This window comes from Flavobacterium suncheonense GH29-5 = DSM 17707, from assembly GCF_000430025.1.
GTDB lineage: Bacteria > Bacteroidota > Bacteroidia > Flavobacteriales > Flavobacteriaceae > Flavobacterium > Flavobacterium suncheonense.
Window position 1 is genome coordinate 49739 of record NZ_AUCZ01000010.1, and the last position, 19127, is coordinate 68865.

The 19127-nt window shown below is 44.7% G+C and carries 18 protein-coding genes; 4 read left to right on the forward strand and 14 right to left on the reverse strand.

Annotated features, from left to right (window positions below; translation table 11 throughout):
- Positions 1 to 5 precede the first annotated feature (5 nt).
- A complete protein-coding gene (locus G498_RS15405; protein ID WP_051269788.1) occupies positions 6 to 3332 on the forward strand; it encodes a CotH kinase family protein in 3327 nt (1108 codons plus the stop codon).
- Positions 3333 to 3346: 14 nt separating this feature from the next.
- On the opposite strand, the gene rfbD is transcribed toward G498_RS15405, so the two are convergent.
- Genes rfbD through G498_RS0107340 form a run of 10 tightly spaced genes read right to left on the reverse strand, consistent with a single transcriptional unit; the run spans position 3347 to position 12519 of the window.
- Positions 3347 to 4189, reverse strand: coding sequence for a dTDP-4-dehydrorhamnose reductase (gene rfbD, locus G498_RS0107295; RefSeq protein WP_026980576.1), 843 nt, complete (start codon positions 4187 to 4189; stop codon positions 3347 to 3349).
- A complete protein-coding gene (gene rfbC, locus G498_RS0107300; protein WP_026980577.1) occupies positions 4183 to 4734 on the reverse strand; it encodes a dTDP-4-dehydrorhamnose 3,5-epimerase in 552 nt (183 codons plus the stop codon). Before rfbC ends, rfbD begins: the two co-directional genes overlap by 7 nt.
- Positions 4735 to 4740: 6 nt before the next feature.
- Complete coding sequence (gene rfbA, locus G498_RS0107305) at positions 4741 to 5598, reverse strand: glucose-1-phosphate thymidylyltransferase RfbA (RefSeq protein ID WP_026980578.1); 858 nt, start codon at positions 5596 to 5598, stop codon at positions 4741 to 4743.
- 23 nt (positions 5599 to 5621) lie between these two features.
- On the reverse strand, positions 5622 to 6632 hold the full coding sequence (rfbB, locus tag G498_RS0107310) for a dTDP-glucose 4,6-dehydratase (RefSeq protein ID WP_026980579.1): 1011 nt from the start codon (positions 6630 to 6632) through the stop codon (positions 5622 to 5624).
- Positions 6632 to 7615, reverse strand: coding sequence for a hypothetical protein (locus G498_RS0107315; protein WP_026980580.1), 984 nt, complete (start codon positions 7613 to 7615; stop codon positions 6632 to 6634). The genes rfbB and G498_RS0107315 overlap by 1 nt, the downstream gene beginning before the upstream one ends.
- 12 nt (positions 7616 to 7627) lie before the next feature.
- The gene (locus G498_RS0107320) at positions 7628 to 9316 is read right to left on the reverse strand and encodes a DUF6909 family protein (protein WP_026980581.1); all 1689 of its coding nucleotides are present in this window, start codon (positions 9314 to 9316) and stop codon (positions 7628 to 7630) included.
- Positions 9317 to 9359: 43 nt separating this feature from the next.
- On the reverse strand, positions 9360 to 10196 hold the full coding sequence (locus G498_RS0107325; RefSeq protein WP_035744613.1) for a carboxypeptidase-like regulatory domain-containing protein: 837 nt from the start codon (positions 10194 to 10196) through the stop codon (positions 9360 to 9362).
- A gap of 6 nt (positions 10197 to 10202) precedes the next feature.
- A complete protein-coding gene (locus G498_RS0107330; RefSeq protein WP_026980583.1) occupies positions 10203 to 11690 on the reverse strand; it encodes a GH3 auxin-responsive promoter family protein in 1488 nt (495 codons plus the stop codon).
- Between the two features lie 2 nt (positions 11691 to 11692).
- Complete coding sequence (locus G498_RS0107335) at positions 11693 to 12040, reverse strand: SdpI family protein (protein WP_035744610.1); 348 nt, start codon at positions 12038 to 12040, stop codon at positions 11693 to 11695.
- Between the two features lie 2 nt (positions 12041 to 12042).
- On the reverse strand, positions 12043 to 12519 hold the full coding sequence (locus G498_RS0107340) for a hypothetical protein (protein ID WP_026980585.1): 477 nt from the start codon (positions 12517 to 12519) through the stop codon (positions 12043 to 12045).
- 201 nt (positions 12520 to 12720) lie between these two features.
- Between G498_RS0107340 and G498_RS0107345 the strand changes: the two genes are divergently transcribed.
- Positions 12721 to 12903: a Sec-independent protein translocase subunit TatA/TatB gene (locus tag G498_RS0107345; RefSeq protein WP_026980586.1), complete on the forward strand. Its 183-nt coding sequence runs from the start codon at positions 12721 to 12723 to the stop codon at positions 12901 to 12903.
- Positions 12904 to 12961: 58 nt separating this feature from the next.
- Here G498_RS0107345 and G498_RS0107350 read toward each other — a convergent pair whose 3' ends face one another.
- Positions 12962 to 15085: a Tex family protein gene (locus G498_RS0107350; protein WP_026980587.1), complete on the reverse strand. Its 2124-nt coding sequence runs from the start codon at positions 15083 to 15085 to the stop codon at positions 12962 to 12964.
- A 211-nt stretch (positions 15086 to 15296) separates the two neighbouring features.
- On the opposite strand from G498_RS0107350, the gene G498_RS14810 reads away from it, so the two are divergent.
- Positions 15297 to 15878 carry a hypothetical protein gene (locus tag G498_RS14810; RefSeq protein WP_051269791.1) on the forward strand — a complete coding sequence of 194 codons (582 nt, stop codon included), beginning with the start codon at positions 15297 to 15299 and terminating at the stop codon, positions 15876 to 15878.
- 8 nt (positions 15879 to 15886) lie between these two features.
- On the opposite strand, the gene G498_RS0107360 is transcribed toward G498_RS14810, so the two are convergent.
- The 3 genes from G498_RS0107360 to G498_RS0107370 are packed head-to-tail and all read right to left on the reverse strand — an operon-like array spanning position 15887 to position 16870.
- A complete protein-coding gene (locus G498_RS0107360; RefSeq protein ID WP_026980588.1) occupies positions 15887 to 16096 on the reverse strand; it encodes a hypothetical protein in 210 nt (69 codons plus the stop codon).
- 25 nt (positions 16097 to 16121) lie between these two features.
- Positions 16122 to 16553, reverse strand: coding sequence for a ribose 5-phosphate isomerase B (rpiB, locus tag G498_RS0107365; protein ID WP_026980589.1), 432 nt, complete (start codon positions 16551 to 16553; stop codon positions 16122 to 16124).
- 35 nt (positions 16554 to 16588) lie between these two features.
- Entirely contained in the window at positions 16589 to 16870 is a 282-nt protein-coding gene (locus tag G498_RS0107370; RefSeq protein ID WP_394330617.1) for a putative signal transducing protein, read from the reverse strand.
- Between the two features lie 68 nt (positions 16871 to 16938).
- Here G498_RS0107370 and rnr point away from each other — a divergent pair, with 68 nt between their 5' ends.
- Positions 16939 to 19119, forward strand: a complete 2181-nt coding sequence (rnr, locus tag G498_RS0107375) for a ribonuclease R (protein WP_026980591.1) — start codon at positions 16939 to 16941, stop codon at positions 19117 to 19119.
- The last annotated feature ends 8 nt before the right edge of the window (positions 19120 to 19127 follow it).

The window sequence follows — 19127 nt, forward strand, 5'->3', positions numbered from 1 at the left end:
GGGTTATGAATAAAATTACTTTTTTTACCATCTGCCTGCTGTTTCTTATTCCTTTTGACACTTGTAAGGCTCAAGCCATTGTCATCAACGAAATTCTGTCTTCCAACGCCAATTCCGTAACCGATGAAGACGGTTCACACCAAGACTGGATCGAACTCTACAATCCCGGACCTGCTTCGGTAAGCCTTCTGGGGTATGGTCTTACGGATGATGCTGCATTGCCGTATAAATGGGTGTTTCCTGCAGTCAGCCTGAATTCGGGAGCGTATCTGATTGTTTGGGCTTCGGATAAAAACAGAGCCGTTGCCGGAAATCCGCTGCATACCAATTTTAAAATCGGCACCGCGGGTGAAACCCTAACGCTTACCAATGCTTCCGGCACAACGGTCGATACCTTTCCTCCTGCGAATTTACCCTCGGATGTCTCCTACGGACGTTCGCCAAACGGCAGCGCAACGTTCGCCTTTTTCGGAACCCCGACTCCCAATGCCGCCAATACAACCACGGCCTATTCCGAAGTTTTGAATCCTCCCGCTTTTTCCCATAACTCCGGGTTTCGCACTACAGGATTTTCGCTTACCTTATCTTCTTTGGATCCCGGCACCACCATTTATTACACGCTGGACGGTTCCGAACCGGACGAAAACAACCTTTCCGGCACCACCTATTCCTATAAAAAAAGTTATCCGGAACTGCCGGGACAGCCTTTTGGTCCTTTTTTCCAGAACAGTTTCCAGACCTTACAATACAGCGGCCCGATTGCCATTACAGACCGTTCCCCGCTGCCCAACAAACTGGCCAACATATCCACGACTTTTGATTTCGCGCCCGATTATTTTCCCGACGGCCCTGTTTTTAAAGGAACCGTTGTGCGGGCCAAAGCCGTAAAAGCCGGTGCCCTTTCCAGTAAAACGGTTACCAAAAATTATTTTATTACTCCATTAGGGGCCAACCGTTTCACCATTCCGGTCATATCGCTGAGTTTTGACGAAAATGATTTTTACGATTATACCGACGGGATTTCCGTTGCCGGAGTGGATTTCGACAACTGGCGAATGGCCCACCCAACCGAAGAAGTAAACGAAAATTTAGGTAATTTTAACCGCTCGGGTGAGGCTTATGAACGGGAGGCCAATCTGAACTATTTTGTAAACGGCAATGAGGTGGTGAATCAGAAAGTCGGATTGCGCATTCACGGCGATTATTCCAGACTCTATCCCAGCAAATCGATGCGGGTGTATGCCCGGTCTTCCTATGGGGCAGACAAACTGGAATTTCCTTTTTTCGCTGACGAACCTTATACTTCCTACGAGCGTTTTGTGATTAAAAATTCCGGCAGCGATTTTGCCAATACGATGTTCCGGGACGCACTCTGTAACGAGCTGGTGAAAGATTTACGCATGGAAACAGAAGCCAGTCAACAGGTGATTACCTTCATCAACGGGGAATATTGGGGGATTTTAGCCTTGCGGGAACGCTATGACAACAATTACTTTAAACAGGTCTACAACATCGATGCGGTAGATTTACTCGAAAACGAAGGAGAAGTAAAAGAAGGTGATGCTGCCGATTACCTCAACTTCTTCAGCTATTTTGAAAACAACGATTTATCCGATCCGGCCAATTATGCCTACATACAAACCCGTATGGATGTGGATAATTTTATGGATTACTTCATAAGCAACATCTATCTTCAGAATGACGACTGGCTGGATAACAATGTGGTCTATTGGCGAAAAAAAACTTCCGGTTACCAGCCCAATGCAGCGACAGGACACGACGGCCGATGGCGTTGGGCGTATCACGATGTAACCAGTACTTTCGGGGAAGCGGATTACAACACTCTTTCAGATGCCACTACCACAGACGAAAACATCAAACCGCTCTGGTCGACCTTGCTGCTTCGGAAATTATTGACCAACGATACCTTCCGGGTGAATTTTATCAACCGGTTTGCCGATCTGATGAACACCAATTTTCTTCCCGCCCGCATCATTTCACAAATCGATCAGATGGCTGCGGTGATTGCGCCGGAAATGAACGATCAGTATTTCCGGTGGAAAGCGCCGGAAGACAATGGTGACTGGCAATACCATCTCAATGAAGAGAAGGATTTTGCCAACCAGCGTCCGGCTTTTCAACAGTTGCATATTCGTAACCAATTCGGCATTCCCGGCAACATCAATGTTACTTTAGATGTCTCGGATGCGGCTCACGGTTATATCAAAATGAATACCATTAACATTCTGGACGGAACGCCCGGTATTACCGGAAATCCTTATCCGTGGACGGGAGTTTATTTTCACAACATTCCGGTAACGGTAAAAGCCATCCCGATCAGCGGATATCAATTCAGTCACTGGAGCGGCGCCTCCAACAGTACCGATGCAGAAATCACCCTGACTCCAACAACTGATTTCTCACTTACGGCACATTTTACCCCATTAGGCAGCGGGGAGACGCCGGAAGTTGTCTATTTCTGGATGATGGATACCAATATTGCCAACGATACCCCGCTTACGTCGATTAATTCCACTTTTGAAGCCTCCCAAAACGGTGTTTTGGAATACCAGTCGTGCCTTCCGGGCTATCCTTTTACCAGCACAGATCCCAACTGGCGCAAAGCGTCTATGGAGCGCCGCAACAGTCCGACAGTCCTGAATTACATTCCGCAGGCCAATGGTGGTCTTGATTTCGCCAGTTCCAACATGAGAGGGTTACAAATCAAACAACCGTTCCAGAACGGAAGCAATGAAAACGCCCTGATTTTTAATTTCTCAACCGCCGGGTTTCAGGATTTGAAATTTGCTTTTGCCGTGAAAGACGAAGGAGCCGCAACCGGAATCACAATAGAATACGCCACCAACCAAGGGTCTCCGGCCTGGACCACTACCGGTTTGCCGGCAGCTGCTTTTCCGATAACGGGAAATTATCAGCGTCTGGAAGTCGATTTTTCGGGCATCCCCGCGGTGAATAACAATCCCGACTTTAAAGTTCGCCTTCGCTTTACGGGGCCCAACATGACCGCAGACAACGGCGACCGCGTTACCTTTAATAATTTTAGTGTGGAAGGCAAAGTCGTTACTTTAAGTACTCCGGAAAATGCGACGCAAAACTTTTTGGTGTATCCGAATCCGGCGACTACGCTCCTGAACATCGTCCATTCGTTTGATGTTTTGGAATATCAGTTGTATTCTGTGGAGGGAAAAAAAGTGGAAAAAGGTCAGATTAAAGACAAACAAATCGACGTAAGTCACCTGCCTTCCGGGATTTACCTGCTTCATTTAGCGGCTGAAGGAAAAAAAGAAGTGAAAAAGTTTATCAAATTCTAAACAACCACCCTTTTTTAAGATGGGAACGGCTGCAAAGCTTCTTCCCATTTTTTTATGACCAACCCAAACGTGTTTTTGATTTTGCTTTTGTCCAATACACTGTAAGCCGGACGCTTAGCCGGTGTGGGATAGGCCGCAGTAGGAATCGGATGTACCGGAAAGGCGACGTTGTTTATTCTAAAGATTTCTTGGGCAAAATCGTACCAGCTGCACTGTCCTTCGTTGCTGAAGTTGTAAATTCCAAAAGCGTCTTTTTTACTGGAAATAATCGTTAGCAATGCTGCCGCCAAATCGACCGCATGGGTAGGTGTCCCGATCTGATCGTTCACCACGGAAAGGGAATCCCGCTCCGAAGCCAGACGCAGCATCGTTTTCATAAAATTGTGTCCGAATTGGGAATACACCCAGGAAGTCCGGATGATAAAATGCTTCTCCCAAATCGACTGAAGTGCTTTTTCGCCGTCCAGTTTTGTCTGTCCGTACACGCCGGATGGATGGGGAACATCGGTTTCGGTATATGGTGCGGTTTTGCTTCCGTCAAAAATAAAATCGGTGGAAAGATGCAGTAAAACAGTGTGGTGTCTTTGGCAAACCTCAGCCAAATTTTGGGCACCTGTAACATTAATCGCCTTTGCTTTTTCCGGTTCGATTTCGGCTTTATCCACAGCGGTGTAAGCAGCGGTATTGATGCAATATTCCGGTTGATAGCGGTCGAAAACGCGTTCACACTGGGTCTTGTCGGTAATGTCTAATTCCGAACTGGTGCAAAAGACAAATGAAAATTCCGGATGTTGGGGTGCGAGGTAACGCAGTGCCTGCCCCAGTTGTCCTCCGGCTCCGGTCACTAAAACTACCATACTTTTTTGGCGTTGGCTAAGGTTGGTAAAACGGCGTCTTTTTCAGACACCAGCAATTCCTGATCGTTCAGTTGCCAGTCGATGTGTAAGGCTGCATCGTTATAGATGATGCCGCCTTCGGATGCCTTGTTGTAGAAATTGTCGCACTTGTAGAAGAACGTAGCGGTCTCGCTCAGCACGACAAATCCGTGTGCAAAACCCCTCGGGATAAACAATTGTTTTTGGTTTTCTCCGGACAAAATCTCTGCCACGTACTGCCCATAGGTTTCCGACTCCGGACGAATGTCCACAGCTACATCCAGCACTTCTCCGTTTAACACGCGAACCAGCTTGGCCTGTGCGTGTTCCCCGCATTGGTAATGCAACCCGCGCAACACCCCTTTGGTGGAATACGACTGGTTGTCCTGCACAAAATGTACGGCCTGCCCGGTTCCCTGCTGAAAAGTCTGTTCGTTAAAACTCTCCATAAAATAGCCTCGTGCATCCCCAAAAACCGTTGGTTCCAGCAGCCAGCAGCCTTTTATTTTTGTTTCCGTAAATTTCATATCCCGTTACAGTAGGCTTAGTAAATGTTTGCCATAACCGCTTTTCAGCAAAGGTTCGGCTAAAGCTCTTAACTGGTTGGCATCGATAAAGCCCATTTTATAGGCCGCTTCTTCAATGGCGCCAATTTTCAGCCCCTGACGTTCTTCGATAACCTCCACAAACTGTCCGGCCTGCATTAACGACTGGAAGGTTCCGGTGTCTAACCAGGCAGTTCCTCTATCTAAAATACTCACCTGCAATTTACCGCGTTGTAAGTATTCTTTATTCACGTCGGTAATTTCCAGTTCCCCGCGAGGACTGGGTTGTATGTTGGCGGCAATCTCCAGCACGTCGTTGTCGTAAAAATAGATCCCGGGAACGGCATAATTCGATTTCGGCTGCACCGGTTTTTCTTCAATGGAAAGCACTTTGCCGTCTTTGTCGAAATCTACCACGCCGTAACGTTCCGGATCGTGTACGTGGTAGGCATAAATGATACCACCGTCCGGGTTGTTGTTGGCCTGCAGCAATTCGGCAAGACCGGTTCCGTAGAAAATATTATCACCTAAAATCAAGGCGACTTTATCATTTCCTACGAATTCTTTTCCGATAATGAAGGCTTCGGCTAACCCGTTCGGATGCTCCTGCACGGCATATTCGAAACGACAGCCTAACTTACTGCCGTCGCCCAGCAACTGCCGGAACAAAGGCAAATCGTGCGGGGTCGAGATAATCAAAATTTCACGGATTCCGGCCCACATCAATGTCGACAATGGGTAGTAAATCATGGGTTTGTCGTAAATCGGCATTAACTGTTTGCTCACGGCTAAGGTAAGTGGGTGCAAACGGGTTCCCGATCCTCCGGCTAATATTATTCCTTTCATTCTATTGACAGTAAAATGATGCTTTAATTAAATTTTGTTAAATACCAATCGATGGTTTTCTCAATTCCGGTTTCGAAATTTTCATCGGCTTTCCAACCCAATTCGGTTTCGATTTTTGTGGCATCAATAGCATAACGCAAATCGTGTCCCGGACGGTCTTTTACAAAAGTAATCTGTTCTTTGTAACTTCCGGAAGCTTTTGGTTTTTTGGCATCGAGCAGGGCACACACCTTATCGACGATATACAGGTTGTTGCGCTCGTTTCGGCCACCGATGTTGTAGGTTTCTCCGGCCTTTCCTTTTTTGAAGGCCAGTTCAATGCCTTTGCAATGATCCAACACATACAACCAGTCGCGTACGTTTTTCCCGTCGCCGTAAATCGGAATGTTTTCTCCCGATAAGGCTTTGCGGATGATGGTCGGAATCAGTTTTTCGTTATGCTGTTTCGGCCCGTAATTGTTGGAACAATTCGTGGTCACCACATTCATTCCATAGGTATGGAAATAACTGCGCACAATCATATCGGAACCTGCTTTTGAGGCGGAATACGGACTGTTCGGCGCATACGGCGTGGTTTCTTCAAACAGACCGGTTTCACCCAAAGTACCGTACACCTCATCGGTGGAAACATGATGAAAACGGGACGTTTTAAAAGCTTCTTTATAGTCGTTCGGACCGTTCATCCAGCGTTTTCTGGCAGTGTCTAATAAGTTAAAAGTTCCTAACACATTGGTTCTGATAAACGCTTCCGGCCCTGAAATAGAGTTGTCGACATGGCTTTCTGCTGCAAAATGGAGAACGTCGTGAAACTGGTATTGCGCAAACAATTGTTCAATAAAAGCTCTGTCGCAAATATCTCCCTGCACAAACGTATATCTCGGATGTTCTGCTACTTCTTTAACATTGTCAAGGTTTCCGGCATAGGTTAACAAATCCAGATTAACCAGATGATAATCCGGATTGTTTTCGATAAAATACGGCACAAAGTTGGCTCCGATAAAACCGGCACCACCGGTAACTAATATATTTTTCATTAAGCTAAATTTCTTTTGGCTAGCTGGTTTCTGTAAAATCTTCTGAACATACCGAATAAAACGAACAACCCGACAAGTACTAACGGTAAAATTAATTTCATTTTGCCGTTGGTCAGGCTTTTGCTTTCCAGATTCAACGTAAAACTGCTGTCTTTAACGATACGGTCGGAGTTAACCAAATCCACACGGTGTTGTCCTTGCTCTTTGATCAATTCATCCTTGGTCTTGATTACGTCGTTGAGTTGGGTGTTTTCATTGTAATACACCAGTTTATCGCTTCTTTGGCTGTTGCTTAAAGTGTTGGAAAACTGATTCATTAAATCATTTATCTGACTTATGGTAAGTTCATTGGCCTGAATTTTTGTTTTAATATTACTGATATATTCCTTCTGTATTTTGGAAAAATAATCGCTCTGGTTCAAAAAATGCAAGATAGGATTCAGGGTTTTGTCCTTAGTGGTCTTTCCTTTTGTTCTATAGGTAATCAAATGATACATATAATTCTTACTGGTAAGATTGTCCTCCACAATTTTCTTCACGTCCCCATCTTCGGCCATCAGTTTCAGTAATTCGAAATTTTGCTGGCTGTTGTTTACAAAACGATATACATCCAATATAGGCTCGATTTCAATTTCTGAGATTTCCTTAGGTTCTTGAATTCCCAATTGCTTTAAAAAAACAGTATCCGCTTCTTTAATTTTAGCATTGATAAGATCAACTTTGGAATACAGGTAATCGGTACTTCCAAAATTAGGCGTTACAATAACCTGATTGTCATATTGTTTTCTTCTCGAATCCAAATAAAACCCTAAAGCAAAGCCCACCACAAGAAGCAGACCAATACTGTATTTATGGCGAATCAGAAACAGGATTCCGTCAAAAAATTTGTCAATTAAGGACTGGAAAAAATCTCCGATGCGTTTCGATAATTGACTTAAATCAATTTCCTGATCGTTTGGGTTGGTTTGAGGACTTGTGCTCATAAAGTTGTGTGCTTATTTTACGTTAAAGATTTGTTCTAAGATCTTAATGGTAATCAGGTACGTTGGTTTCACCCCGGTAGTTCCCAGACCTCCCGAAGCCAACGTACTTCCGGTTTCCAGCGGGTTGTCCGAAGCATAATACGCATAACGCACCTTCACATTCGGATTGATGCTCTTGCGGATTTTGGACGCCGACTGTATCGCCTTCTGATAATATGCTCCTTCCATTTCCAGACCAATGGCACCCCATGTCGATTCATGGAAAAACTTCAGTAAATCTTTATTCTGAAGCGAGGTTCCCAATACGGTTACCATCGGTCCGGCAAATACCGGAATATCGTTTCCGTCAAAGAGTTCCTTAGTTAGTTCGTTATCAAACGGATAGTTGTCTGCGGTTCCTTCGTTGATGTGGGCATTCGGAATCATGATGTCGCCTTTGCCGCCTTCCAGAATTCCGGCTTTCCCCATGATGGAAACGGATTCCACATTCAGGAAAATTTTACCCTTTCCGGATTTGTACGGTTTCAGCAATTCGTCGATGGTTTCGAAAGCCTGTTCCCCGAAGGCATAATCCATCACAATTAATACCGATTTGTCTTTACCTAAATTCGCTTTAGGGAACGCCGATTTTTTAAGATCGATTTTGGCGGTGTCAAAAATTTGCACATCGATATTGGTTCCTGACGTATCCGGCAGTGAAATCATCCCGTGTACTAACGCGAAATCTTCTACTTTCTTGCGTAAAACATCGTTTCCGGATTTGCTCAAATCTTCAAAAATCTGAAACTCGTCGCTGCCTTTGTATTTGCTGCCTAAAACCGGTTCCGCAAAAATCGAGTTCATCACACTGTGCATGTTCGCACTGATGATGTGAATCGGACGCGCCAGCAAATCGTTTTTCTCCAAAACTTCCTTGATGTTGTTCGCCCAAATCTCACCGTAAATGTGATGGCCCAAACGCTCTCTCAGAATCGGGCTGAAGGTAATGGTGCGCTTGTTGTTGTCGACTACTTCTTCAATAGCCAGTTTTCCCAGCCAGTAAATAACATGTAAGAAACGGTCCGGTTTTTCTTTGGTGCCGAAACCGTCATAAATCTCCAGTACTTCCGCAAAAGTTCGTCCCAAAATATTGGAAACGTGAGAGATAGCCTGCTCTCTGTCGACTAACGTAAGTTTTTTGTTCTGCAGCACCACCTGCTCCAGTTTTTCCCAGTCGCGGGTCAAACGGCCGTCTTCATCAATCAAAACGCGGTCTTTAATTTTGTGCGATTCAATGAAGATAAAGGTCAAGTGGGTTAAGATATCGTAAATGTCCGAGCGGCCTCTGGTGATTTCCACATTCATCTGCTCGTCGTCGATGCGGTAACAGTTTCTTCTTCGTTTTGGCGGCACAATCGGTTTGAAATGCGATTTGGAATAGCCTTCATCGGAGGTTAAATTGATGTAACGGCATTCTTCAATCCCAACCGGTAAACGCTCAATAACATACAACAAGCCGTTCAGTTCCACCTTTTCTTCGGCTATGGAACCGTAAATTTCAGGGCGAAGCGACAATAACGCCTCGCGTAAGGTTTCCCCTGAAACACCCATCGGTTTGTAGAAACCTCTGTTAAACAAATGTCGCATGGTAATGTACAGTCGCTCGATAGCTGCCGAGGACTCTTGCGCTCTGGAGCGCGAAATGTTCTTTAATTCTTTCATTAAATTTCTATTTACTAACCCGCAAATATAGTCTTTTTATTTTTTAGTTGCTTAATATAAGATTTATAGCGGGTTCGTAGCTTTTTTTTGGTAAAGACGCATCGCGTGACATCACCTCTTTCTTAACCCATTTCCCTCCGGCATATTCCAACGTAAACTCTTTGGGAACGCGGTTGTACAGCACCAAGGGGTAAAACCGGCCGCCAACACTGTGGTTCTCTTCAATCATGAGTTTTTCGAAACCAACGTAAATCCCGTTTTTAGGCATGGTTAACCCCAGACTCGAAATGTTGAAACTGCTTTTGCCGACACCTTTTTTCACCATTACCCGATATTCGTCCTTCAGGAGTTCTTCTCCCGGATTTCCATCGGCATCCACCGCGTAAAAATGCAGTTTTAAAATGGCCTTAGGAAGGCGGCAATCGGTATAAATAACCACTTTTTTAATGAATTTCGTCTTCTTATAACTCTCCTGATACGGGAAATATTTCAAATCAAAACTGGGCGCGCTGTCGAAAGCCTCGCTGAAGCTGTTCCCCGTATCTCCGATTTCCCGGAACTTGGTTTCTTTCTTCGGCACTACAACCAGCTCCTCCAGATCTGTGCTTTTGGGTGTCATAAAAAACACTTTGCTTTGGGAAGCCGAAATCCGTTTCTTCTCATACCCTAAAGCGGTAAAAATGAGCATTTTGCTTTTATCGGTTGGCAGATGAAAAGTACCGTTTTCCTCCGAAGTGGTTCCAACAGTTTCATTTTCCACCCATATACTGACATAAGGAATCGGATTTCCGGTAAGGCTGTCTTTTACAACGCCATTAATTTGTCCCCAAACCGCGGTCTGAAGAAACATAAGGAGGATACATCCTTTTTTGTGAAACATTTGCAATTATTTTAGAGGTAACGCGTCAGCTATTTTTCGGTCGTTGGACAAACGGGGCAGTTTGTTCTGTCCGCCCAGTTTACCGATGCTTTTCATGTACTCCTGAAAACCGTTTTGCGACACTCTGGTAACCACAAGGGTTCGCAATACGTGTCCGGTGATTAAATCGTCGTAATAGACATTTTGCTTGCGCATCGCGCGGTCAATTTTCAGGGCGAATTCCTCCAGATTATCGGGTTCGTTTTCAAATTCGATATACCACTGATGATATGGCAAGCCTTCATCCGGATTGATTTGCGGGGCTACGGTAAATTCGTTTACGCGGATGTCGGTTCCTTCCATCGCTTCCTGTAAAGCGGCTTCCACTTCTTTGCCAATAACGTGTTCACCAAAGGCCGAAATGTAATGTTTGATTCTTCCCGATACAATCACGCGATACGGTTTCATACTGGTAAATTGTACGGTGTCACCAATATTGTACGCCCAAAGCCCCGCGTTAGTAGAGATGATTAAAACGTAATTGATGCCCAATTCGACCTCACCGATGGTATAGCGTTTCGGGTTTTCGGTGAAAAATTCTTCCGCTTTGACAAATTCGTAGAAGATGCCGGAATTCAGCAACAACAGCATCCCTTTTTCCTGCTGCGAGTCCTGATAGGCAAAAAAACCTTCCGAAGCAGGGAACAACTCAATCGAATCGACTTTTCGTCCGATAAGGTTTTCAAACTTGGCGCGGTACGGTTCGTAATTCACACCACCATAAATAAACAGGTTGAAGTTTTTAAAAAGTTCTCCAACGGGCTTGTTGGCTTTTTCTTTAAGTTTCTCGAAATACATCTGCACCCAACTCGGAATGCCGGAGATCACCGCCATGTTTTCGTTAAAGGTTTCTTCCACAATGGCATCCACTTTGGTTTCCCAATCGTCAATGCAATTGGTTTCCCAGGACGGCATGCGGTTTTGCTGTAAATATTTCGGTACATAATGCGCCACAATGCCCGAGAGTCGTCCCAGTTTGATACCGTTTTTCTCTTCTAAAATCGGGCTTCCCTGTAAAAAGATCATCTTTCCGTTTACAAAATCGGCCTTTCCGGTTTCGTGGATGTAACTTAAAATTGCGTTTCGGGCTGCTTCAATGTGATACGGCATCGATTCTTTGGTAAGCGGAATGTATTTGGCGCCAGAAGTGGTTCCGGAAGTTTTGGCGAAATAAATCGGTTTGCCTTTCCAAAGGATGTTCTCCTCGCCTTTGACCACGCGGTCTACATACGGGCGCAACGCCTCATAATCGCGGATCGGCACATTCCGGACGAAATCATCATGGTTGTTAATCTGATTAAAATGATGATCTTTCCCAAATTGTGTCGTTTCCGCCTGACGAATCAGGTACTGAAACACTTTTTGCTGGGTAGCCACAGGGTTTTGCGCCCATTTTTGGGTTTTCGCATGAATGATGGCGGCAAATTGCCTGGCAAAAAAAGATTTTAGAGACATTTTTAAGACTTCTTTTTATTCTTAAGGGCATTTTCGGTGGTCACCAGCACAAAAAAGACCGCGCCCAATACCAACCCTAATTCAACCAATCGTTTAGCGACATCCTGTAAGGCAGACAAGTCTAGAAAGCCTCCAATCAGGAGTAGAATTATTCCGGCTGTCAGCAACTTACGGCCCGAATACTTTTGGGCGAAATCCCAGTTTTCCTGTGACTGCATCGATGCCGATGTGCGATAACCGTATACAGCATTACTGTTTTTAGGCGGAAAAACCATTTGAACGATTCCCAAAAGGGCAAAAACAATGCCGCCCAGAAAAGGTACTTCAAAAAATGGGGTAAATCCTTCCATCCTTATTTTTGGTCTTTATTTCGAGATTCAACTTCTTTCCGCAGTTCCACTTCCCTTTCGGAAGGTTCCAGTTCGATGGTTTCCGGATCGATTTTTTCGGCGGCTACGATGGAATCAATGTTTAACTTCGCGTATTCCAGATCGCCGTTCAGTACTTTTTTGATGGATTCCACGTAGAGGTTGTTGCGCTTCATTGCCTGTTCCAGCGAATCGGATTTGATTGCAAGTTCCACGGCTTTGCGTTTCAGATCCGTGGAAGCATAACCCGGAATGTATTCCCGCAACGGCGTAAAGGCAATGATATAAGTGGTCACGAAAATAATCAGAACGGCACCCAAAGTGGCCACGACAAAAACGTTCATCAGCGTTAAGCGAAGGGAAAAAACTTCGGCAAACGTGTCTTCGTTCAATACCACCAAACGGTTTTTACTGAAGAGTTTTTTCTTAATTTTCTGGCGTTTCAGTCGTTTTTCGGACATTGTTCGGGTTTGATTCACAAATATAAAAAATATCGCTTTGGAACACCGCAACTTTCGGCAAAGCTTTTGGGTTTTTGGTTAAAGAAAAGCTAAATTTGAGCTACTTTCTTTAAAAACAAAGCAATAGTTGTTTGCAAAATGGATTTTATGGCTACCTTTGTCACATCACAATTGAATCAGAAAACATAATTATAAAATATCATGGGAAAATTAGGGGCAACCGAAATAATCTTAATTGTAGTGGTAATCGTTTTACTTTTCGGCGGTAAAAAAATTCCGGAACTGATGAAAGGTTTAGGAACCGGTATCAAGGAATTTAAAGACGCGGCGAAAGGTGAAGATCAGGCTGCTGCCACCAAAAAAGACGAGGAAGAGAAAAAATAAACTTGTTTTTACAAATGAAAAATCCCAAACGCCTTTCCGGTATTTGGGATTTTTGTTTTTACAGCACCATCGTCAGCTGAATGCGTTTGCGGGCTTCGTCCACTTCCACCACTTTTACCTGAACGTGCTGATGGAGTTTCACCACTTCGTTCACATCGCTCACAAAACCGGCTTTGAGTTGCGAAATGTGTACCAAACCGCTTTCCTTGATGCCGACATCCACAAAACAACCGAAAGCCGTAATGTTATTCACAATGCCCGGCAAGACCATACCGGCTCTCAAATCGCTGATGGTTTTTACATTCGGGTCGAATTCAAACACTTTCGCGGCTTTGCGCGGATCGAGTCCTGGTTTTTCCAACTCTTTCAGAATGTCTTTTAAGGTTAGGATTCCGATGTCGTTGGTAATGTATTTTTCGGGTTGGATAGCTGCAATTTTTTCCTTGTTGGCGATTAACTCGTGGGTTTTGATACCCAAATCTTTCGCCATTTTTTCCACGATGCCGTACGCTTCCGGATGCACCGCCGAATTGTCCAACGGGTTTTTTCCGTCTTTGATGCGGATGAACGCCGCCGCCTGTTGGAACGCTTTTTCGCCCAGACGCGGTACTTTTTTCAGTTGCTTGCGGTCTTCAAACGGCCCGTTTTCGGAGCGGTAGGTCACAATGTTTTCCGCCATCTTCTCCCCGATTCCGGACACGTAACTCAACAAGGCTTTACTCGCCGTATTGATGTTAATCCCCACCGAGTTCACACAACGGATTACGGTGGTATCCAGTTCTTCTTTTAATTTCGTCTGATCCACATCGTGTTGGTACTGGCCTACGCCGATGGATTTCGGATCGATTTTCACCAGTTCCGCCAACGGATCGGACAAACGTCTTCCGATAGACACCGCACCACGTACCGTTACGTCGTAATTCGGAAATTCTTCTCTTGCTATTTTCGAAGCGGAATACACCGAGGCACCGGCTTCCGACACCACAAACACCTGTACCGGTTTGTCAAAGGCAATTTTCTTGATGAAGAATTCGGTTTCGCGACTCGCCGTTCCGTTCCCGATGGAAATCGCTTCGATGTTGTAGGCGTTGACCATCGACTTAATTTTCTTCATCGCCATGGTCGTTTCGTTTTGCGGCGCATGCGGAAAAATCGTTTCGTTGTATAATAAATCGCCTTTTTCGTCCAGACACACGACTTTACAACCGGTTCTAAATCCCGGATCGATTGCTAAAATGCGCTTTTCCCCTAACGGAGAGGCCAATAGCAGCTGGCTCAGGTTCGCCGCAAAAACCTGAATGGAATTCACATCGGCTTTGGCTTTGGCTTCCTGCAGCGTTTCGTTGGATATCGCAGGTTCCAACAAACGCTTGTAGCTGTCTTTGATGGCCAATCGCAGATGATCGGCTGTTTCCTTATTGTTTTTGATGAGGTTGTCTTCGATAAAACGGAGCGCTTCTTCTTTTTCCACTTCCACGGAAAGCTTCACGAAACCTTCGTTTTCCGCACGGAGCATGGCCAGTAATCGGTGTGCTGGAGCTTTTGTGATGGGTTCGCTCCAGTCGAAATACTGTTCGAATTTTTGGGCAGCTTCGTCGTCTTTTTTCGCTTTCACCACTTTGGTCGCAATGACCGCCTGACGCTGAAACATTCGGCGCAGGTTTTTACGGATGAAAAGGTTTTCGTTAATCCACTCAGCGATGATGTCGCGCGCGCCCTGCAAAGCCTCGTCTTCATTGGCTACTCTGTCGTTCAGGTATTTTGAGGCGTGGTAGTCCACCTCATCCGAATTTTGCGCCATGATAATTTTGGCCAACGGTTCCAAACCATTTTCGCGGGCGGTATCAGCTTTGGTTTTCTTTTTCTTTTTGTACGGCAAATACAAATCTTCCAGTTCCTGCAAGTCAAAACTGCTTTGTAATTTTTGTTTTAACTCCGGAGAAAGGGCGTTTTGTTCTTCAACCGATTTCAAAATACTTTCTTTTCGCTTGACGATTTCTTCAAACTGCTTGTGGTATTTGGCGATGTTTTCAATCTGTACCTCATCCAGGTTGCCGGTTTTGTCTTTCCGGTAACGGGCAATAAAAGGAATGGTGCAGTCTTCGGCCAGTAATTCTAACGTCGCCTCTATGTTTTTGGAAGCCGTCGGAACATACTTCAGGATGTATTCGGTAGTTGTCATTTTAAAAAAATAAGGATGCTAAAATACGGTTTTGCGATTAATATTCCGTTAGTTTCACTACTACTTTTCATCTGAATTATTGTACCAATAAAAGAAAAACTGCTTTGAGAAAAGGTTGCTCTGCCGCTTTTTTAGTAAATTTATAACTGCTTCATTACAAACGTGTTAACCTGCTTTCGTGGTTTCTTAGTATTCACCAATTCGTTAACGCATGAAAACAACTACCTTTAAAATTATTGTACTGCTTGCCCTTGCCGTTTTTCTGATTTCTTTTGAAATGCCGGCCGGTTGGTTTAAGGCCGGAAGCAAAGCGGACAGTTACGAAATGGGCATCGACAAAGGCTCCGGGTTGGATGGTAAAAATGCCGCCAGTATCAGATCGGTCGACAAAGTAATCGACGGTTACGGTACCTTAATGCAAAGCGCCAACGCGGAAAAATTTATCGGAAAAAGAATCCGGTTAAGCGGCTACATCAAAAGTCAGAATGTAACGGAAAAAGCCGGCTTTTGGCTGCGGGTCGGTCAGGCCAATTCGCAGAGTTTTTTAGCCTTCGACAACATGATGGACCGCGCAGTGACAGGCTCTACCGACTGGAAAAAATACGATATCGTGCTCGATGTTCCGGAAGGTGCTTCGCAAATTTCCTATGGGGCTTTGCTTCGCGGCACCGGACAGATCTGGTTTGATAAGCTTGCCTTTGAGGTTGTAGACGCCAATACACCAACCACCGGCAAAAAAGCCGACCGCGTAAAAGTAAAAGACGAACCAATGAATCTGGATTTTGAAGAATAATCCTGTACTTACGGTTCGACGTCCAGCGTCTGCAGCAAATCGTTGCATTCATGCATCCGGATGGCCTTCCAAACACAATTCTGTCCTATTCCGATACTGAACACGGTTAGGGTCAGTTTATAAAGATTGGATGGTGGTGTGTTATGTTCCAGATTTCTTAGCAAGTTCAGACCGTCCGAAAAATTGAAGTTTGCAAACAATCGGTAGCCGGAATCCAAAAAACCAGGAAATCTGAACCGCTAGTTACTGACAGGCAATTTTAGATACACGGTTGGCGTGTCTGCCGCCCTCAAAATCGGTAGTTAAAAACGTTTCCACCATTTCGACCGCTTGCTTGATGTTGGTATAACGCGCCGGTATGCTGATGACGTTCGCATCGTTGTGCTGACGCGCTAAAGCCGCAATTTCATTGATCCAGCAAAGCGCGGCACGCACGCCCTGATGTTTGTTGGCGGTGATGGCAATTCCGTTTCCGCTGCCGCAGATGATGATGCCGAAGTTCGCTTTCCCGCTTTCCACATCATTGGCTACCGCGTGTCCGAAATCCGGGTAATCCACGCTGTCGAACGTGTCGGTTCCGTGGTTGATTACGGTGTGCCCTTTTTCCTCTAAGTGTTTAACAATGGCGTTTTTGTAGTCGGGACCGGCGTGGTCGTTTCCTATGGAGATAATCATGGTGTTGTGTTTGTTTAGTTTGCTGCAAAGGTAATTCAAACGATTTTTAAATTCGATTCATCATTCAATTTTTTTAGAATTTCCCGAACCGTTTCCGCATCTTCCGGATGCACTTTCAATCTGATTCCGCCTAAGGCCTGCGAATACATGGGCGCTATGTTCATCATCGTTTCATTTTCAAAGAAATAATCGATTTCCGCCTGATCCAAAAGATGCTTCAGCACGGTAATTTCATGCGGATAATCAAAAACGGCCACGGTTACAAAATCGTTCATCTGAAAAGCTTTCGTTAAAGATACGAAAGTTATTTTTTCCATAAATCTAATGCGTAAATTCTGATTTCTGATTTGTTATTCGTAATTTTCAGCAATAATAGAATGAACAAATGAGCAAGAAGTTTCACAAAGCCGGAAAAAAACAAAAAGATTTTTCCGCAAAGATTTTTAAGATTTTATCCCAAGACCCTAATAAAACCTTCAATTACAAACAAATAGCCGCCGCTTTAGAAGTAACCGATACCAAAAGCCGCAATGAAATCATCAAAGAGCTGGGCCATCTGGCGTCCAAAGAAAAAATTCAGGAAGTGGAGCGCGGCAAGTACAAAATCATTTCCAAAACCGAATATTACGAAGGTATTGTCGACATGACCAGCCGCAAAACCGGTTATCTGGTGTGTCCGGATCTGGAACACGATGTTTTCATTCCGTTCCACAACCTCAACCATGCTTTGGACGGCGATAAGGTAAAAGCCTATGTTTACAACCGGAGAACCTCGCGCAGGCCGGAAGCCGAAGTCGTGGAAATCCTCGAGCGTGCCAAAACGGAATTCGTAGGGGTCATCGACATCCAGAAAAACTTTGCGTTTGTAACCACGGCCAACGCCAAAATGTATACCGATATCTTCATTCCGAAAGACAAAATCGGCGAAGCACAAAACGGCGATGTGGTGTTGGTGAAGATGCAGGACTGGCCGAAAAAAGCCGACAGTCCGTTTGGAGAAGTCATCAAAGTATTGGGTAAACCAGGCGAACACGATACCGAAATGCATGCGATTTTAGCCGAATACGGTTTGCCGTACGATTTCCCGATTGAAGTGGAAACTTATGCTAAAAAATTAGACACCTCGATTACCGAAGAAGAAATTGCCAAACGCCGCGACATGCGCGATACGCTAACCTTCACCATCGACCCGAAAGATGCCAAAGATTTTGACGACGCACTTTCCTTCAAAGTATTGGAAAACGGCAACTACGAAATCGGAATCCACATTGCCGACGTATCGCATTATGTACAGGAAGGCACCATTTTAGAAGAAGAAGCATACAAACGCGCGACTTCGGTATATTTAGTAGACAGGGTGGTGCCGATGTTACCGGAAGTACTGAGTAATTTCGCCTGTTCCCTACGTCCGCATGAAGAAAAATATACATTTTCCGCGGTTTTTGAGCTGAACGACAAAGCGGAATTGCTGAACCAGTGGTTTGGACGAACCGTAATCTATTCCGACCAGCGTTTTGCGTACGAAGAAGCGCAGCACATCATCGAAACCAAAGAAGATAAAATCCCTGCCGAAATTTCCTTAACCGGAGCAGAATATCAGGTGCCTGCCCCTATTGTAGAAGCCACCCTGAAACTGGACGAACTCGCCAAAATCATGCGAAGAAAACGTATGGCCAACGGTGCAATTTCCTTCGACAAAGTGGAAGTGAAATTTAAGTTGGACGAAAATGACGAACCGGTTGGTGTGTACTTCAAAGTAGCGAAAGACGCGAATCACCTTATCGAAGAATTCATGCTCTTGGCCAATAGAAAAGTGGCGGAATTCGTCGGAAAACAGAAAAAAACCTTTGTCTACCGCATTCACGACGAACCAAACGAAGACAAATTAATCAACCTGCAAACCGTTATTTCGAAATTCGGCTACAGCCTGAACTTTAAATCGCGTGACAGCATTTCCAAATCGTTAAACACCTTATTGGAAGACGTTAACGGGAAAAAAGAACAGAATTTAGTAGATACACTGGCTATCCGAAGCATGAGCAAAGCGGTTTATTCAACCGAAAATATCGGCCATTACGGACTGGCTTTTGATTACTATTCGCATTTTACTTCCCCAATCCGTCGTTATCCCGATGTCATGGCACACCGTTTGCTGCAGCATTATTTAGACGGCGGCAAAAGCGTAAGCGAAGAAGAATACGAAGAAAAATGCGTGCATTCTTCCCAAATGGAAAACATGGCAGCCAATGCCGAACGCGATTCTGTGAAATACATGCAGGTGAAATACATGCAGGATCATAAAGACCAGGAGTTTTTGGGCGTGATTTCCGGGGTGACCGAATGGGGGATTTATGTGGAAATCATCGAAAACAAATGCGAAGGCATGGTGCGCATCCGTGAAATAAAAGACGACTATTACACGTTTGATGAAAAACAATACGCGTTGGTAGGCGAGATGGCCCACAACATTTTACAGCTGGGCGACGAAGTGTATGTGAAAGTAAAAAACGCCGATTTGGTTAAAAAACAACTGGATTTTCATTTTATCCGAAGAAACGAACAATAAATTAATAC

What these genes read in the sequence shown, in the direction of transcription:
- rfbA (WP_026980578.1), bottom strand. Translation starts at nt 5,598, where the DNA reads ATGAAAGGAATAATATTAGCCGGAGGATCGGGAACCCGTTTGCACCCA.
- rfbC (WP_026980577.1), bottom strand. Translation starts at nt 4,734, where the DNA reads ATGAAATTTACGGAAACAAAAATAAAAGGCTGCTGGCTGCTGGAACCA.
- G498_RS14810 (WP_051269791.1), top strand. Translation starts at nt 15,297, where the DNA reads ATGAAAACAACTACCTTTAAAATTATTGTACTGCTTGCCCTTGCCGTT.
- rpiB (WP_026980589.1), bottom strand. Translation starts at nt 16,553, where the DNA reads ATGATTATCTCCATAGGAAACGACCACGCCGGTCCCGACTACAAAAAC.
- G498_RS0107330 (WP_026980583.1), bottom strand. Translation starts at nt 11,690, where the DNA reads ATGTCTCTAAAATCTTTTTTTGCCAGGCAATTTGCCGCCATCATTCAT.
- G498_RS0107340 (WP_026980585.1), bottom strand. Translation starts at nt 12,519, where the DNA reads ATGTCCGAAAAACGACTGAAACGCCAGAAAATTAAGAAAAAACTCTTC.
- G498_RS0107345 (WP_026980586.1), top strand. Translation starts at nt 12,721, where the DNA reads ATGGGAAAATTAGGGGCAACCGAAATAATCTTAATTGTAGTGGTAATC.
- G498_RS0107315 (WP_026980580.1), bottom strand. Translation starts at nt 7,615, where the DNA reads ATGAGCACAAGTCCTCAAACCAACCCAAACGATCAGGAAATTGATTTA.
- rfbD (WP_026980576.1), bottom strand. Translation starts at nt 4,189, where the DNA reads ATGGTAGTTTTAGTGACCGGAGCCGGAGGACAACTGGGGCAGGCACTG.
- rfbB (WP_026980579.1), bottom strand. Translation starts at nt 6,632, where the DNA reads ATGAAAAATATATTAGTTACCGGTGGTGCCGGTTTTATCGGAGCCAAC.
- G498_RS0107370 (WP_394330617.1), bottom strand. Translation starts at nt 16,870, where the DNA reads ATGGAAAAAATAACTTTCGTATCTTTAACGAAAGCTTTTCAGATGAAC.
- rnr (WP_026980591.1), top strand. Translation starts at nt 16,939, where the DNA reads ATGAGCAAGAAGTTTCACAAAGCCGGAAAAAAACAAAAAGATTTTTCC.
- G498_RS0107325 (WP_035744613.1), bottom strand. Translation starts at nt 10,196, where the DNA reads ATGTTTCACAAAAAAGGATGTATCCTCCTTATGTTTCTTCAGACCGCG.
- G498_RS0107320 (WP_026980581.1), bottom strand. Translation starts at nt 9,316, where the DNA reads ATGAAAGAATTAAAGAACATTTCGCGCTCCAGAGCGCAAGAGTCCTCG.
- G498_RS0107335 (WP_035744610.1), bottom strand. Translation starts at nt 12,040, where the DNA reads ATGGAAGGATTTACCCCATTTTTTGAAGTACCTTTTCTGGGCGGCATT.
- G498_RS0107350 (WP_026980587.1), bottom strand. Translation starts at nt 15,085, where the DNA reads ATGACAACTACCGAATACATCCTGAAGTATGTTCCGACGGCTTCCAAA.
- G498_RS15405 (WP_051269788.1), top strand. Translation starts at nt 6, where the DNA reads ATGAATAAAATTACTTTTTTTACCATCTGCCTGCTGTTTCTTATTCCT.